Source organism: Asticcacaulis currens (assembly GCF_028550395.1).
Lineage (GTDB): Bacteria > Pseudomonadota > Alphaproteobacteria > Caulobacterales > Caulobacteraceae > Asticcacaulis > Asticcacaulis currens.
Window position 1 is genome coordinate 296,358 of record NZ_JAQQKW010000005.1, and the last position, 15,957, is coordinate 312,314.

A 15,957-nucleotide genomic window follows, 5' to 3' on the forward strand; every position below is an offset into this window, starting at 1 on the left:
AAAAACCCCGGCTTGATAGGCCGGGGTCGCGAAACCTTCAAGGTTTAAAAGCTCAGTACACTTCCCAGGTCGAGCCGTTCTTGCGCGCGTCCAGCACGCCGTCTTCGCGCTTGCGCTTTTTGGCATCGACCGTGACGCGCACGGGCTTGCGTGTAAAGAAGGCCGTCACCGCCATCAGGCCGACGCCGATCAGGGCCAGAGCGGCCAGAATACCGGTAAAGATCACCGCCAGGACGGCACCGGCCAGCGAGACCAGCCCGATCAGGGTCATCATGAAAACGTGCTTGAGTCTGGCCATGGCGTTCCTCCGACGCACCTGCGCCCACGGATGGGGTCGCGTGAAACTTCCGAAAACGGACATCAGATCGCTCATGGCCTTACAAACCTCACTACGCGCCATGCAGGATGGGTGATGACTGCACTGCACCACAGCAGATTGGCACGATTAAGGCCGACGTCAACCATCTGACCCCGCGTTAACTTAACTTTTTTATGACTTGTTAAGAGAGACATCGATTTCATCACAGATCGTGCCCCTATTGCAGCGCCCGCTCACGCAGGATCTGCGTGTAGGCCTCATTGATCCGTGCCGCCTTCTGGGTGAAAAGCCCCACATATTCAGAGGGCAGACCGCGCGCCAGGATGCGATCGGGGTGCACATCGCCCAACGCCTTGTTACGCGCGATGCGGATTTCATGGTCGGCCACATCCGGATGAATGCCCAGAATATGATAGGGGTCGTCGGCGTCCGGCCCGGCATAGTCAGCGCGAATGCGGCGATAGGTCGCGGGGCTGAGGTCGAACAGACGCGCCACGGTTTCCAGATAGGTCTCTTCGCGGTCGGTCAGGTGGCCGTCCGAAACCGCAATATGGAACAGGCCTTCCAGTACGTCCTCAAGGATGCGCGGGCATTGGGCATAGCGTTTGGCCAGCCGCCGGGCATAGGATTCAAACCCCAGACTGGTCTGGCGCGCCAGATCGTACAGGCGGCGGATATTGTCATAGGCCCCGCGTTCGGGCTGAAACACGTCGAAAAAGGCCTGCTCCTCGCTCTCATCCACAAGCCCGTCGGCCATAGCCAGCTTGGCCCCCAGCGCGGTTACCGCCGTGGCGAACGCCGGGTCGCGGCCCGGCTGCCCCTTGGGGCAATCGGTGCAGTCGGCGGGGTCGAAGGCGTGGGCCGCCTTGTGCGCGAGGGTCTTCCAGAAACTCATATTCACTTTCCTACGCACCACTCTAGGCGATTATACGGCGCAAAACCCCTTAAGTTTCTGTAAGAGAGATTTTTTCTGTGCGCGCGGCGACATTCCGCTCTAAAATAACGATAAAACGCGATTTCGCCCCAATTTGTCCGCATGACAAAGGGATGAGTCTGAATATGAGGATGACGGCGTCCATGAGAGCGACGATTACGGCGACTGTGTGTATGGCCTTGCTGGCCGGTTCGGCGATGGCACAAACCGACGACGGCCCTATCGCCACCAATGTCACCGGCATCAAGGAACAGGTCATCCGCACCCCCGTCATCGCCGACGCGCCCGCCGACGATTTCAACCGCGTGGCGTGGTGCCATGGCATCCTGTCCGGCCATATGGACCTGGCGGAGCGTATCTCGGATATCGAGCCGCTGAGCAAGGATATGGAAAAGATCGGCGCCTCGTATCTGCGCGCCTATGAGGCGGCCCTGACCCTGTCGAAAAAGGGCGAGGCTCCGGAAGGCCGCAAGAGCGCTGAGGCCGCCCGCGAAAAAGGCTTCAACGGCTGGGAAGAGGCGCGCAAGGCCCCCAAGGGTCAGGCGGCGGGGGCCTATGTCAACTGGTCCCTGCCCGGCGATTGCGAGCGCGCGGCGAAGGCGCTTTCGGGGCATCCCAACATCTTCAAGGAAATGCAGACCGAGGAAGAGGCGAAGCTGATTGCCGAGGCGATGAAGCCCGCGACCGAGCGTCAGACGCTCGATGTCCTGACGCCACAAAAGACCAGCGCCACCCCGGCCCCCGCCGACCCCAATGCCGCCATCGGCTCCTCCCGCCCGACGGGCAAGTCGGGCAAGGGCCAGTCGAGCGGCAACTGGGCCACCGGCCTGATGGGCAAGCTCGGCTGGGGCAAGAAGGACGGGGAATAGGTTGTTATCCAGGGATAACAACGGGTTTAACCCTTCTTATCCCCTCCGCCCTATTCTGCCACCATGACCCTCTGGATATTGGCCCTCGGCGGGCTGGCCCTGATCAATCTGGTAACGTTTCAGGTCTGGGCCGCCGACAAGCGCCGCGCCATCCGGCGCGAACGCCGCGTACCGGAAGCGACACTGTTGCGGCTTTGCTGGCTGGGCGGCTGGCCCGCGGCGCTGTTGTCCATGCGGCTGTTCCGCCACAAGAGCGTCAAGCGCGATTTTAAGCGCAGATTCAACAGGATCGTCTGGCTGCACCTGCTGGCGATGGCGGCCACGATCATAGCATTCCAGACGCTTTAAGTATCCGTCTGCACGTCGTCCCAGTCGTCGCCCTCATAGCCGATCAGCCAGTTGAGCGCGTGGTGGCGTTCGCGCACCACATCGGGCAGGACGCCTTCGGCCCCGTCACGCACCGCCCCGTGCAGCCGATAGATCAGATCGGCCTGATCGAGTATCTCTTCGACGTCACGGTGGCCGATGCGGCTCAGATCGTCGTGCGCAAAGTTCTGCCAGTAGTCGAGCATCTCCTGCGCGTTGACGTCTTCGGCGGGAAACCACAGCTCATCGATCAGGCCGATCGCCCACATCAGCGGCACCATGGCCTCCACCCGCCACGAAAAGCGGATAGCATCGGCCTCAGACACCGCATCCCCTTGCAAAAGCGTGCGTTCCTGCGGCGTCAGGTGCGGGTCGAGCTTCCAGCGGCCGACAAACGGCAGGACCGGGCCCGGCCGCCCCAGAAAGGCCGCCTGCGCCACCGCCGTCAGGCACAAAAGCCGATAGACGATCGCTTCGCCGGAGCGGATCGTCACATCCGCCGCCTCTTCGATTTCGGGCAGGCTGTCACTGACCGGCAGGCCTCGCGCCTTCAACAGACGGATCGAATTTTGCTTGCGGGTTTCGGCGTCTATAGTCACATTTGGCGTCAAATCGGGTCTTCCAGTGAGCGGGCCAAAGGCGAAAACAGCTTCGGCCCCGTGGGCGTCATATACCAGCAATCCTCAAGCCGCACGCCAAATTCGCCGGGGATATAGAGGCCCGGCTCGTCCGAAAAGCACATACCGGCCTCCAGCGGCGTCGGGTCATTGCCGACCAGATAGGGCGCTTCGTGGCCGTCCATGCCGATACCGTGCCCGGCGCGGTGCGACAGACCCGGCAGGGTGAAGCCCGGCCCCCACCCTTCCTTGTCATAAAAGGCGCGCACGGCGGCATCGAGCTTCGCCACCGGCACGCCGACCTTCGCCGTTTCCAGCACGATCTCCTGCCCGCGGCGCACCGTGTCCCACACCTTGCGCTGCCGCGCCGTCGCTTCGCCATAGACCCAGGTGCGGGTAATGTCGGATTCGTAGTCGAGCAGCGCACAGCCGCAATCCATCAGGATTACCGAGCCTTCGCACACGGTCTGCGGCGTCTTGGTGCCGTGCGGATAGGCGCTGGCCTCATTGAGCAGGGTCAGGGCAAACTCCGGCGCGCCCCCCAGCGCCCGCGTGGCGTCGTTCATCAGGGCGGCAATATCGCGCGACGCCATGCCGACCTTGATGTTCGCATGAACGTGACGCAGCGCCGCCAGCGTGATGTCATTGGCCGTCTGCATAAGGGCCAGTTCGGCCGGCGACTTGATGCGGCGGCAGACGGCGACCAGCGCCTCCCCCGACACCACCTCGAAAGCCCCCTGCTGTTTCAGGCCGTCGATGATGAAATAGCGCGTCGTCCCTTCGACGGCCAGCGTCCCGTTGGCCGCACCGCGATCCTTCAACGCACCGGCAATCAGCGCATAGGGGCTTTCGTCCTCATTCCAGGTGCGGACCTCGGCCGGCACTTCCAGAGTCTCGCGGGTGCGCGATTCCTCGAAGTAGGGGGTGACAATGACCACTTCGCCACGGGCCGGGATCAGGGCCGCCGTCACGCGCTCAGACCGCCCCCAGCGCAGGCCGGTGAAATAGGTCAGCGACGTGCCACCTTCGATCAGCAACCCGGCGATCTTTTGCCGCTGCATCTGCTCTTGCAGTCGGGCGATGCGCGCCTGACGCTCCGCCACGCTGATGGGCGTGGCCCCCGCCGCCAGATTGGGCAAGCCCTGAGTCGGGGTCACGGTCTGAGTCTGGGCCTTCACGCCCGATGCCACGACCACACCCGAAGCCACCGCCCCGCTCAGAAAGGCCCGTTTGGACAGCATTACCCCGCTCCTGCGCTCGAAATCGTATACGACCTAGCGCGGGTTTGAAGCGATTGGCAAGCCCTCTCCTCCCTGTCGCGCAGCGATGGGGAGGTGGATTTGACGCGAAGCGTCAAAGACGGAGGGGGGTAGCGCAGGCCATTTGCAGCGCACAGGATTCTGTAGGCTATGCGCCGGGAACCGAGAAAGAGTCGCCCCTCCGCCTCGCAAGCTCGGCACCTCCCCACGCTAAGGCGTAGGGAGGAGACATTACGGCACGTAATTCAGGATCGGGCTCAACCACCGCTCCGCCTCATCGACGCTCCAGCCCTTGCGGCGGGCATAGTCTTCGACCTGATCCTTTTCGATCTTGCCGACGCCGAAATAGTGCGATTTCGGATGCGCGAAATAGAGGCCCGACACCGAGGCCGGCGGCGTCATGGCGAGGCTTTCGGTCAGTTCCATCCCCGCCTGCGCCCGCGCGTCCAGAAGTTCGAACAGCGTCCATTTTTCGGTGTGATCGGGCTGGGCGGGGTAGCCAGGTGCCGGGCGAATGCCCTTATACTGCTCGGCAATCAGACCGGCGACATCAAGGTCTTCGTCGGCGGCATAGGCCCACAGCTCGCGGCGCACGCGCTTGTGCAGGGCTTCGGCAAAGGCTTCGGCCAGACGGTCGGCCAGAGCGGTGGCCAGAATGGCGTTATAGTCGTCGCCCGCCGCCTTGAACTTCGCCGCGATTTCCATTTCGCCATGTCCGGCGGTGACGGCAAAGCCGCCGATCCAGTCGGGCGTGCCTTTGGGTGCCACAAAGTCGCTCAAGGCCGTGTTCGACTGATCGTCGCGCGTCTTCTTCATCTGCTGACGCAGGGTGTGGAAACGCGCAATGACCTTTGAGCGCGTCTCGTCTTCATAGACTTCGATATCGTCGTCTTCGGTGGCATTGGCGGGCCAGAAGCCCACCACACCACGCGCCTCAAACCATTTTTCGTCCAGAATGCGCTTCAGCATAGCCTGCGCATCGGCATAAAGGGCGGTGGCCGCCTCGCCCACAATCTCGTCCTCAAGGATGTCCGGGAAGCGCCCGGCCAGCTCCCAGGTGGCAAAGAACGGCGTCCAGTCGATATGGTCGGCCAGATCGTGCAGGTCATACGGCGAAAAGGTCCGCGTCCCAAGGAAGGTCGGGGCGACGGGGGCTTCGGACGCAAAGTCGATAACGAACTTCTTTGACCGCGCTTCTTTAAGGTCGGAGCGCGGCTTTTGATCGCCCTTGCCATAGGCCAGACGCACCTTTTCATAGTCGGCGCGCGTATCGGCGATAAACTGCGCCTTATCGCTGTCGGACAGGAGTTGCGACACCACACCGACGGCGCGCGAGGCATCGAGCACATAGACGGTCTGCCCGTTGCTGTAGCCCGGCTCGATCTTCACCGCCGTGTGGGTTTTCGAGGTCGTCGCCCCGCCGATCAGCAGCGGAATGTCGAAGCCCTGACGCTGCATTTCGCGCGCCACAAACACCATTTCATCCAGCGACGGCGTGATCAGGCCCGAAAGGCCGATCATATCGACCTTGTGCTTCCTGGCCTCTTCAAGGATGCGATCGGCGGGCACCATGACCCCCAGATCGACGACCTCGTAATTGTTACATTGCAGGACCACGCCGACGATGTTCTTGCCGATGTCGTGGACGTCACCCTTGACCGTGGCCATCAGGATCTTGCCCGCCGACTGATGCTCGGCGCCGTCTTTTTCGGCCTCCATGAAGGGCATGAGGTAAGCCACCGACTGCTTCATGACGCGGGCGGATTTGACCACCTGCGGCAGGAACATCTTGCCCGCCCCGAAAAGGTCGCCAACCACATTCATCCCGGCCATCAGCGGCCCTTCGATAACGTGCAGCGGGCGCTCAGCCTGTTGCCGCGCCTCTTCTGTATCGGCTTCGATAAATTCGGTGATGCCGTGCACCAAGGCGTGTTTCAGACGGTCTTCGACAGGGCCTTCGCGCCAGGCCAGCGTCTTCGCCTCAACCTGACCCTTCTCGCCCTTGTATTTGGGGGCCAGATCGACCAGCCATTCGGTATTGCTGACATTGTGGCGCTGGGGCCGGTTCAGAATAACGTCTTCGACCGCTTCACGCAGTTCGGCGTCGATATCGTCATAGACCGGCAGGTCGCCGGCATTGACGATGCCCATATCCATGCCGGCCTTGATGGCGTGATACAGGAACACCGAGTGGATGGCTCGGCGCACCGGCTCATTGCCACGGAAGGAGAAGCTGACGTTCGACACACCCCCCGATATGCGCGCATAGGGCAGGGTCTGCTTGATGGTGCGCGTCGCTTCGATAAAGTCCACGGCGTAGTTGTCGTGTTCCTCGATCCCGGTCGCCACGGCGAAGATATTGGGGTCAAAGATGATGTCTTCGGGCGGGAAGCCCACCTCATTGACAAGGATGTTGTAGGCGCGCGTACAGATGTCGATCTTGCGCGCCGCCGTATCGGCCTGCCCCACCTCGTCAAAGGCCATGACCACCACCGCCGCGCCGTATTTCAGGCATTCGCGGGCGTGGTGGCGGAAGATGTCCTCGCCCTCCTTCATCGAGATAGAGTTGACGATGGCCTTGCCCTGAACGCATTTCAGACCGGCCTCGATAACCTCCCATTTCGACGAGTCGATCATCACCGGCACGCGGGCGATATCGGGTTCGGCGGCCAGCAGGTTGAGGAAGGTCGTCATGGCCTTCACCGCATCGAGCAGGCCCTCGTCCATATTGATGTCGATGATCTGCGCCCCGGCCTCCACCTGCTGACGCGCCACATCGAGCGCGGCGGTGTAGTTGCCTTCGACGATCAGCTTACGGAACTTCGCCGAGCCCGTGACATTGGTGCGTTCGCCGATATTGATGAAGGTGGGGGTCATAATCGTGGTCATGCGCGCTTAATCGTCTTTTACGGGCGTAATATCAAGGTCGGAAACATGGGCCGCCAGTCGCCGCAGCGCCGGTTCGAGCAGGCCCTGCGCGTGCACGCGTACCAGTGGCGTGTCGATCCACCGCGCCTGCGCCAGCCACCCGTGGATGTGCAGCAGCAGGGCATTGGGGGTCGAACCATGCACGGCGGCGCTCAGTTGGCCCCAGTCCGGCGGATTGGGCACCTGCGGCGCGGCAGCGGCAAAGGCGGCATCGCACAGGCGGTATTCGGTCAGGACCAGCGTCAGCTCATCATAGAACGGCTGATCGACGCGCAGTTCGTCCGGCGTGACGTCTTTCAGCACATCGGCGGCGATCTGCAGACGGTCGGACCAGTTGTCGGAAAAAGGATTTAGGGTCATTTGCCTGTTTTTTCCTCCCTGCGCGAAGCGTGGGGAGGGGGACCGCGAAGCGGTGGAGGGGGAGACTCAGGTCGTAGTGGCGGGCGCTATACCTCACCCTAAGCACAGGGAGGAAAACTATTTCCCCGCCCGCCTGACCGCAATATCGACCTGCCCATGCAGGAAATCGACAAAACCGATGCCCTGCGCCGCCAGCGCCTTGGGGTACAGCGACGAGGCCGTCATACCGGGCAGGGTGTTGGTTTCGATAAACACCGGGCCCTTATCCGAGACAATGAAGTCCGACCGCGTATAGCCCCGGCACGACAGCGCCTTATGCGCCGCAATGGCCAGCCGCTGAATCTCCGCCATCACCTCCGGTGCAAAGCGCGCGGGGCAGATTTCCTGCGTCTGGTTGGACAGATATTTGGAGTGGTAATCAAAGGCTCCGCGGTCCGGGATGATCTCGATGGGCGGCAGGGCGATCAGCGACCCGTCGGCCTGCTCCAGCACGGCGCAGGTGGCCTCGGCCCCCGTCACAAACGGCTCGATCAGATAGGGCTGTTCTTTCGCAGCTTCGCGCACCGCCACCAGGTCATTGGTCAAGTTGACGAAGATCAGGCCGAAGCTCGACCCGTCCTGCGCCGGCTTGGCGACCAGCTTGCCATACTCGGCAAAGGCGTCATCAAGGTCGCTGAGCGCAATGCCCGCCGGGGACGGCACACCGGCGCAAGCCGCAAAGCGCTTGGCCGAGACCTTATCGAAAGCCAGATGCGAAGCCGCCGAACCGGAGCCGGTGAAGGGCACACCCCGCGCCTCGCACTTGACCTGAAACTCGCCATTTTCGGCAATGCCGCCGTGCAGGCCAAGCACCAGCACGCGGTCTTCGGCGGCGGCCCGGTCCAGCGCCTGATCAATGGTCCCCAGATCGTGGCCATCGGCGCGGAAGGGCACCTCGAACGGCCGCTGATGGCCCAGAAGCGCCAGAGACGAGGCCTCATAGACGTGATTGTCCTCGTCCCAGAACCACAGATCGGCTTCGGGCAGGGCCTTGTGCAGGGACTGGGTGGTGGCGACGGCCACCAGACGCTCGCGGCTCAGGCCGCCGAAAAGCAGGGTCAGGCGCATAACAACCTCAATTCAGTTCAAACGGTTCAAGGCCCGCCAGACGCAGGGCGGGCGGGCGCTGCGGCGGGACGCGCGGCGCAAACCCGCGCACCTCATCGGCGACGTGTTTGATATGGTCGGGCGTCGTGCCGCAGCAGCCACCCAGTATGTTGACCAGCCCGTCCTTGGCCCATTCGTGCAGTTCGTGCGCCGTTTCGTGCGGCTGCTCGTCATACTGCCCCATGGCGTTGGGCAGGCCGGCATTGGGATAGGCGGCGACCAGCGTATCGGCCACGCGCGCCAGCTCAGCAATGTGCGGGCGCATCAGGTCGGCCCCCAGCGCGCAGTTAAAGCCGATGGCAAACGGTTTAGCGTGCTTGACCGAGTTCCAGAAGGCCTCCGCCGTCTGCCCGCTGAGGGTACGTCCCGAACGGTCGGTAATGGTGCCCGAAATCCAGATCGGCAGCGTGTCCAGCCCCTCGTCCTCAAGGTCCATAATGGCCTTCAGCGCCGCCTTGCAGTTCAGCGTGTCGGTGATGGTTTCGACCAGATAGAGGTCCACCCCACCCTCGTTCAGGGCGCGAATCTGCTGCTTATAGGCCGCATAGACCTGATCGAAGGTGACGCTGCGCGCCCCCGGATCGTTCACGTCCGACGACATGGACAGCATCTTGTTCAGCGGCCCGATGGAGCCCGCCACAAAGCGCGGCTTTTCCGGCTCCTTCGCCGTCCAGGCATCGGCGGCGGCGCGCGCCAGCTTCGCCCCTTCGTAATTGATGTCCCAGCAGGCCTGCGCATCGAGGTGGTAATCGTCCATGGCGATGGTCGTCGCCGAGAAGGTATTGGTCTCGGAGATGTCGGCCCCCGCCGCATAGTATTGGTTATGCAGGTCGGTGATGATGTCCGGGCGGGTCAGGCACAGGATGTCGTTATTGCCCTTCATCTGACCGACATGGTCCCTGAAACGCTCACCGCGGAAATCCTGTTCATCGAGGCCACGCCGCTGGATCATCACGCCCCATGATCCGTCGAGGATCAGGATACGTTCCTTGGCGGCGGCTTTCAGGGTGTCTATGCGCTCCTGACGGGTCATTTTCTGTCTCCTTCCCCCCTGATCTCAGGGGGTACACCGCCGGAATCGGCGGAGGGGGGGTACACCGGCGGGTTTAACCCCACCGTCTTCGAAGCCTTGCGGCCTCGAATCCACCTCCCCTGAACTCAGGGGAGGCGAAGGTTATCAGCGCTTCCGCAGAAGCAGGTTCAGTTCACTGTTCCATTCCGGCGGCAGGAGCGCCAGCGGACTGGAACGGCGCGTTTCGATCACAAAGCGGGTCGCCAGACGCCGCAACAGATCGCGGTAGTCGAAACCCAGATGGTGCGGGTAGTAGCCCCCGCCGCCCTCAAAGTCCACGCGCAAGCGCTCAAAACGGATATCGCCGCGCGCGGCCTGCGCAATACGCTGGGCATCGGTGTCGAAATCCACACGCCTGCGGCGGCGGAACCAGCCTTTGAGGCGCGCCACAGGACCGGTTTCGACCGGCACACCGACGATCAGCACGCCATCCGGCTTGAGCAGGCGGTGCATATGGTCGATGGCCTCCGTCGTCTCCTGCGGTGGCAAATGCTCGAACACCTCAAGGCAGAAGATGGCATCCGCACAGCCATCGGCCACATTCGTCACATCCGCCTTCAGACTAATGCCACTCAGCGCACCGATATGGGCCACAGCCTGCGCCCGCAACTGCGCCGAAGGCTCAAAACACACCACCTCACCCGCCGGGCACATCAGCCGCAACAGCCGCGCCAGTTCGCCATCCCCGGCACCGTAGTCGATACTGAGCGCCAGACGGCGGGCTTTCAGAAGCCCCAGCGCGTCATTCAGGCGCTTATGCTGCAAAAAGCGCTTGAACGCATTGGGGTCGTCGCGGGTAATCGACGCATAATCGGGTTGCAGGCTCATAACATCCCCGGCACTGCTCAAAGGGCGGTCATCTGACCGTCCCTTAGCCCCAGAACGCGACAGATCGAATACACCAGTTCGGCGCGGTTGAGCGTGTAGAAGTGGAAATGGGTGACGCCTTCGCGCTCAAGGCCCAGCACCTGCTCGACCGCCACCGCCGAAGCCAGCAGTTTGCGCGTCTCCGCATCGTCATCGAGGCCGTGGAACAGGTCTTCCAGCCAGTCGGGCACCGCGGCTTCGCAGGCCGCCGCCATCTTGCGCAGGCCCTTGAAATTGGTCACCGGCATGATGCCTGGCGTCAGGTCGATCCTGATCCCCGCATCGGCCACGGCATCGCGAAAGCGCAGGAAGGTTTCCGGCTCAAAGAAGAACTGGCTGATGCCGCGCGTCGCTCCGGCATCGACCTTCTGACGCAGCACGTCGAGATCAAAGTCCAGAGACGGCGACTGCGGGTGCTTTTCCGGATAGACGCCGACGCTGACCTCAAAATCGCCGATGCGGCGGATGGCGGCGGTAAGCTCCGTGGCGTTTTGATAGCCGTCCGGGCGCGGCGTGTACTGACCGTCCTGAAGCCCGCCGGGCGGGTCACCGCGCAGGGCCACGATGTGGCGCACCCCAGCGTTCCAGTATTCGCGGATGACCTCATCGACCTCTTCGCGCGAAGCCTCGACGCAGGTCAGGTGCGCGGCGGGTTTCAGCGCGGTTTCGTCCAGTATGCGCTTCACCGTCCGGTGGGTGCGCTCGCGCGTCGAACCACCGGCCCCATAGGTGACCGACACGAAGCTGGGGTTCAGCGGCTCCAGCCGACGGATCGCGCCCCACAGGCTCTCTTCCATCTCCGCCGACTTGGGCGGGAAGAACTCAAACGACACATTGAGGTGCGAGGCACCGGCCCGGATCTTGCGGGCGATGGAAGACTGAACGAAGGCGGGCGGCGGGGCCATAAGGATTCTCTGGGACAGGTCGGGGCTATAATCAGGGCTTTTGCAGCAGCCAGATGCGCACGGTCAGACCGGGCTCCTGATGCGGCGGCAGGGACAGGTTGCGCAGGGCCTTAAGCCCGGCCACCTTCTGCCAGTGGCTCATATCGTCATCGCCTATGCCCAGACGCCGGTGCTGGTATTCGTCGCGCATGATCTCCAGCCGGTGCGGCGCGAAATCGACGATCAGCAGGCGACCGCCGGGTTTCAGCAGGCGCGCCGCCTCCTTCAGCGCCTGCCCCGGATCGGGCAGGAAGTGCAGCACCTGATGGATGACGACCAGATCGGCGCTCTGGCCATTGAGCCGTGTGGCGAGGATGTCGCCGTGGCGGAAGTCGATACCGCTCAGGCCCGCCTCGCGCGTGCGGGCACGGGCAATGTTGAGCATCTGCTGCGACAGGTCGAGCCCGATGGCATATTCCGCGTGCGGGGCCAGCAGGCTGAGCATCCGACCCGACCCGGTGCCGAGATCGACGATGGTTTCAATCGGCGCATCCCCGACCAGCGACTGAATGGCGGCTTCGACCTCGGCATCATCAACATAGTGCGAACGGATCTGATCCCAAACCGGCGCAATGTTTTCGAAATAGCCCTGCGCCGCTTCAAGCCTTTGTCCGCGCACCTCTTCCAGCGCGCGCAGATCGGCGCTGCCCTCCTCGCCGAGCGCGCTCAGCACGGCGTCGATCAGCGGCGTCAGGGCCGGGTGCTCGCTGAGCCGATAGAAGACCCAGGCCCCATCGGGGAAGCGGTCGATGACGCCGGCCTCGTTCATCAGCTTGAGGTGGCGCGAAATGCGCGGCTGACTCTGATTGAGAATCCGCACCAACTCCATGACAGACAGTTCTTCATGCGCTAAAAGACGCAGGAGTCGCAGGCGCGTGGGTTCCCCCATCGCCTTCAACGCCTCCAGCAGCGCCGCTTCGCCCAGTATGTCGCTCGATTTCATATAACCATATAAAGATGTCTTTATGTGATTTTGCAAGCCCTAAAATCGTCTTGCCGCGATCCGGAACGGTATAGACAGGCCTGCGACAGCGTTACACATGGCAGGGGGACGTGCGATTTCCCACATATCGGCGTATAAACAACACCCATAACAGCGGAGTTTCAGGCCCCATGACCGATAAAGCCACACTTTCGACGGCCATTTCCCGCGGCCTGCGCCGCCGCTGCCCCGCCTGTGGCGAAGGCCATGCCTTCCGTGGCTATCTCAAGGTGGTGGATACGTGCAGCCACTGTCAGACGCCGCTGGGGGCCTATCCCTGCGACGACGGCCCCGCCTATGTCACCATGCTGCTGGTTGGGCATCTGGTGATCGCGCCGATGTTTGCCTTTGAGTTTTTCTGGAACTTTCCGCTGCAAATCGTGGTGCCGGTGACCCTGACCATTATGGGTGCCCTGACCCTGTTGCTGCTGCCCTTTATCAAGGGCGGGTTCCTGGGCCTGATCTGGCACCACGGGCTCAAACGCTTCCGATAACAGCGTAAGTTGGGCTTGACGGAATCTCCTTTGCGGAGAATTCTCACGCCGACGCCACAGGGCGTCACACGGATAAACGGAGGCCCCGATGGCGCACAAATTCCTGATCAAGAAGAACAAGGCCGGCGAGTTCGTCGCCTACTTCGTCTATAATTCCGAGACGATTTTCTGGACCGAAGGCTATGCCTCCAAGGCCTCGGCCAAGAATGCCATCGAGTCCCTCAAAAAGAACGGGCCCGACGCCGAAATCGAAGACCAGACGGCCGAGTAGCCGGCGACAGTCTCCCGGCACCACTGTCAAAAACGAGAAAGCCCGAAGGCCGATGCCTGCGGGCTTTTTTCGTTTTCACCGGACGATGCAGGCTCAGGCCCCAAACTCAGGCCCAAATCTCAGGCCTAAATCTCAGGCCTAAATCTCAGGCCATATTCAGTGTATCGCGGATAATGGCGATCGAGCCCTGAGATTCTTCGGTGCATTCCATGTGCAGGCGGTCGATTTCTTCCTGAGCGAAGCTGCGCATCAGCATCGCGGCCTGCGGCGACAGGGCCATCAGGGTCCGCACCGAGGCGCGGGCCAGGGCGAGGGAGGCGTCGAGATCGACCAGATTGGCAGTGTCGCGCGCAACGGCAAGAGCGTACAGGCGCGACGCCACATTGGATGAGCTATCGGACATATTTGATATTCTTCTGACGGGGACGTCTTTTGGGGGAGGAAAAACCGCAGTCCCGTACAAACACACGCTCAGGCTGCGGATACAACGCGTTATACCGTTACGGCATAATATCATGCGCCTTCCTGCGAAATCCATAAGCGACCCTTTTGCGCTCTGAAAGTCGGCCGGCAAGTTGGGCTTTGATTTTAAATGAAATTTCAAAAGACGCGGGAAATTTATGCGCGCCACCCGGCGCAATAAACGAATTTATCCGAGTGGAAGCGCTTTATTCGCGAAATAATATCGACATTTGCGAATATATGCAATTCGACAATGCAATAATTACCGCAGCCTTTTCTTTATTGCGAAAGGATTGCACGAGGCTTACCGAAGGTCAATCCCTATTTCATTATGTGACATATTTTCACAAGGCTGCAAAACAGGCACAAAAAAAGCCCGCCGTGTGGCGGGCTTTGGACTTCACAGAAGACCAGATCAACCGATCTTCTTGGCCAGACGTTCCTGACCTTCGCGGATCAGTTGGGCCGCCTGTTCCGGATCGCCCCACCCGATGACGCGGGTTTCCTTGTTCTTCTCCAGATCCTTGTAGTGGGCGAAGAAGTGGGTGATCTGCTCGATCAGGATGGCCGGCATCTGACGATAGCTCGACACATTGGTGTAATAGGGGTGCAGCTTGTCCACTGGCACGGCCAGGATTTTTTCGTCCTTGCCCGCCTCGTCTTCCATCAGCAGCACGCCGATCGGACGCGAGCGGATGACCACACCCGGGTAGACCGGCGTCGGCCCCACCACCAGCACGTCGCAGGGGTCGCCATCGTCAGCCAGGGTGTGCGGGATAAAGCCGTAATTGCCCGGATAGTACATCGAGGTATAGAGGAACCGATCGACGAACAGCGCGCCGGAATCCTTGTCCATTTCGTACTTGACGGGCATGCCGCCCTGCGGAATTTCGATGACGGCGTGGATGTCCCAGGGAGCGTTCGGGCCGACGGAAATCTTATCGAGATTCATAGGATGTCTTTAATGTTAAAAGGCATTGATGATATTGTTTGCGGGCTGTCATAAGCGTTCAGCCTCTCTCGCACAAGCGAAGTCTGCGTTTTTTCTTTTCGAACTTTGCTACAATTTGTTACCCGGCAGGCAATTATCCCTTGTCAGGCGTCGGCGAAGCGCCTCAATTAGACCAAAGTCGGATAACAACAGACACTTACAAAGACCTCACCCATGCAACTTATCGTCAAACTGTTCGGCAGTTGGCAGGATTTCAGCGCCCTTCTGGTCTTCATCTTCTGCTGGCTGGGCTATGAGCCCGTGCTCAAGGCGTTGTCGAAAAAATCAGGTGTGATCTTCAAGGATCTGACCATTGTGCGGCGCGCCTGGATGAAGGAAATGGTCATCCGCTCATTCAAGCTCTACGACTCCAACCTGATCGGTCATGGCGTCAATTCGATGAGCTTCTTCGCCTCGGCCAACCTCATCCTGATCGCGGCCGTAGCCGGGGCCATCTTCACCGGCGACCTGTCGTACAAGAGCGCGCACGCGCTGGGCATCGACACCTCGTCTTCGGCCCTGCTGCTGATGAAACTGGCACTGGTGATGATCTGCCTGTCGCGCGGCCTTCTCAACTTCATCTGGGCCCTGCGCCAGACCAACTATGCGGTGGCCGCCATGGGGGCCGTGCCCGAAAATATCGACAACGAAACCGCTCAGGCCTTTACCGAAGCTGTGTCCGACATCTTCGAACCGGCCATGTCCAATTTTTCGCAAGGGGTGCGCGGCTACTACTTCTCGCTGGCCGCCGCCGCGTGGCTGTTCGGGCCGATCCCTCTGGCCATAGCCAGTATCGGGGCCACCGTGCTTCTGGCCTGGCGGCAGTCGCGTTCACAGGCGGCGCGTGGTCTGCGGCGTATGCGTGAACTGCTCGAAGACCACCCCTACCCGACCCGCACGCGCCCCATCTATGAGGGCCGGTTCGAGGCGGAAAGAGAAAATGGTGCGCCGCAGCAAGATGAAACAAATATAGAAACGAAAGCAGGCTAGATCGTTTTCTAAATAACGCAAAGGTTTGCTTGACTTAAAATCGTTCCTTACGGAACCATTGTAACGATACGTGATCATACAAATGG

Annotated in this window: 18 protein-coding genes; 5 read left to right on the forward strand and 13 right to left on the reverse strand. The window is 61.4% G+C overall.

Features of this window, described 5'->3' with window-relative positions:
- Nucleotides 1-52: 52 nt before the first annotated feature.
- Together PQU94_RS10785 and PQU94_RS10790 are read right to left on the reverse strand one after the other, a co-directional pair.
- Entirely contained in the window at nt 53-298 is a 246-nt protein-coding gene (locus PQU94_RS10785; protein ID WP_272741469.1) for a hypothetical protein, read from the reverse strand.
- Nucleotides 299-536: 238 nt separating this feature from the next.
- Nucleotides 537-1,214, reverse strand: coding sequence for a TerB family tellurite resistance protein (locus tag PQU94_RS10790; protein ID WP_126421019.1), 678 nt, complete (start codon nt 1,212-1,214; stop codon nt 537-539).
- Between the two features lie 182 nt (nt 1,215-1,396).
- Between PQU94_RS10790 and PQU94_RS10795 the strand changes: the two genes are divergently transcribed.
- The gene (locus tag PQU94_RS10795) at nt 1,397-2,122 is read left to right on the forward strand and encodes a hypothetical protein (RefSeq protein ID WP_272741470.1); all 726 of its coding nucleotides are present in this window, start codon (nt 1,397-1,399) and stop codon (nt 2,120-2,122) included.
- A gap of 63 nt (nt 2,123-2,185) precedes the next feature.
- On the forward strand, nt 2,186-2,470 hold the full coding sequence (locus tag PQU94_RS10800) for a DUF1294 domain-containing protein (RefSeq protein WP_272741471.1): 285 nt from the start codon (nt 2,186-2,188) through the stop codon (nt 2,468-2,470).
- On the opposite strand, the gene PQU94_RS10805 is transcribed toward PQU94_RS10800, so the two are convergent.
- The 9 genes from PQU94_RS10805 to PQU94_RS10845 all read right to left on the reverse strand — a co-directional run bounded on the left by PQU94_RS10805 (nt 2,467) and on the right by PQU94_RS10845 (nt 12,624).
- Complete coding sequence (locus tag PQU94_RS10805; protein ID WP_272741472.1) at nt 2,467-3,099, reverse strand: DUF4272 domain-containing protein; 633 nt, start codon at nt 3,097-3,099, stop codon at nt 2,467-2,469. The two genes, PQU94_RS10800 and PQU94_RS10805, sit on opposite strands and share 4 nt — an antisense overlap.
- Complete coding sequence (locus PQU94_RS10810) at nt 3,096-4,346, reverse strand: M24 family metallopeptidase (protein ID WP_272741473.1); 1,251 nt, start codon at nt 4,344-4,346, stop codon at nt 3,096-3,098. The genes PQU94_RS10805 and PQU94_RS10810 overlap by 4 nt, the downstream gene beginning before the upstream one ends.
- 249 nt (nt 4,347-4,595) lie before the next feature.
- A complete protein-coding gene (gene metH / locus PQU94_RS10815; protein WP_272741474.1) occupies nt 4,596-7,253 on the reverse strand; it encodes a methionine synthase in 2,658 nt (885 codons plus the stop codon).
- A gap of 6 nt (nt 7,254-7,259) precedes the next feature.
- On the reverse strand, nt 7,260-7,652 hold the full coding sequence (locus tag PQU94_RS10820) for a hypothetical protein (RefSeq protein ID WP_272741475.1): 393 nt from the start codon (nt 7,650-7,652) through the stop codon (nt 7,260-7,262).
- A gap of 117 nt (nt 7,653-7,769) precedes the next feature.
- On the reverse strand, nt 7,770-8,759 hold the full coding sequence (locus tag PQU94_RS10825; RefSeq protein ID WP_272741476.1) for a D-alanine--D-alanine ligase family protein: 990 nt from the start codon (nt 8,757-8,759) through the stop codon (nt 7,770-7,772).
- Nucleotides 8,760-8,766: 7 nt separating this feature from the next.
- The gene (locus PQU94_RS10830; protein ID WP_272741477.1) at nt 8,767-9,831 is read right to left on the reverse strand and encodes a homocysteine S-methyltransferase family protein; all 1,065 of its coding nucleotides are present in this window, start codon (nt 9,829-9,831) and stop codon (nt 8,767-8,769) included.
- 144 nt (nt 9,832-9,975) lie between these two features.
- On the reverse strand, nt 9,976-10,698 hold the full coding sequence (locus PQU94_RS10835) for a class I SAM-dependent methyltransferase (protein ID WP_272741478.1): 723 nt from the start codon (nt 10,696-10,698) through the stop codon (nt 9,976-9,978).
- Nucleotides 10,699-10,715: 17 nt separating this feature from the next.
- Nucleotides 10,716-11,642, reverse strand: a complete 927-nt coding sequence (gene metF, locus PQU94_RS10840) for a methylenetetrahydrofolate reductase [NAD(P)H] (RefSeq protein WP_272741479.1) — start codon at nt 11,640-11,642, stop codon at nt 10,716-10,718.
- Nucleotides 11,643-11,673: 31 nt separating this feature from the next.
- A complete protein-coding gene (locus tag PQU94_RS10845) occupies nt 11,674-12,624 on the reverse strand; it encodes an ArsR/SmtB family transcription factor (RefSeq protein WP_272741480.1) in 951 nt (316 codons plus the stop codon).
- Between the two features lie 170 nt (nt 12,625-12,794).
- On the opposite strand from PQU94_RS10845, the gene PQU94_RS10850 reads away from it, so the two are divergent.
- The gene (locus PQU94_RS10850; RefSeq protein WP_272741481.1) at nt 12,795-13,157 is read left to right on the forward strand and encodes a DUF983 domain-containing protein; all 363 of its coding nucleotides are present in this window, start codon (nt 12,795-12,797) and stop codon (nt 13,155-13,157) included.
- Nucleotides 13,158-13,245: 88 nt separating this feature from the next.
- The gene (locus tag PQU94_RS10855) at nt 13,246-13,428 is read left to right on the forward strand and encodes a YegP family protein (protein ID WP_272741482.1); all 183 of its coding nucleotides are present in this window, start codon (nt 13,246-13,248) and stop codon (nt 13,426-13,428) included.
- A gap of 145 nt (nt 13,429-13,573) precedes the next feature.
- Here the strand turns inward: PQU94_RS10855 and PQU94_RS10860 are convergent, their stop codons facing one another.
- A complete protein-coding gene (locus PQU94_RS10860; RefSeq protein ID WP_272741483.1) occupies nt 13,574-13,831 on the reverse strand; it encodes a hypothetical protein in 258 nt (85 codons plus the stop codon).
- 474 nt (nt 13,832-14,305) lie between these two features.
- Entirely contained in the window at nt 14,306-14,842 is a 537-nt protein-coding gene (ppa, locus tag PQU94_RS10865; RefSeq protein ID WP_272741484.1) for an inorganic diphosphatase, read from the reverse strand.
- Nucleotides 14,843-15,055: 213 nt separating this feature from the next.
- Here ppa and PQU94_RS10870 point away from each other — a divergent pair, with 213 nt between their 5' ends.
- Nucleotides 15,056-15,871 (forward strand): DUF599 domain-containing protein, encoded by an 816-nt coding sequence (locus PQU94_RS10870; RefSeq protein WP_272741485.1) that lies wholly within the window; start codon nt 15,056-15,058, stop codon nt 15,869-15,871.
- Nucleotides 15,872-15,957: the final 86 nt, after the last annotated feature.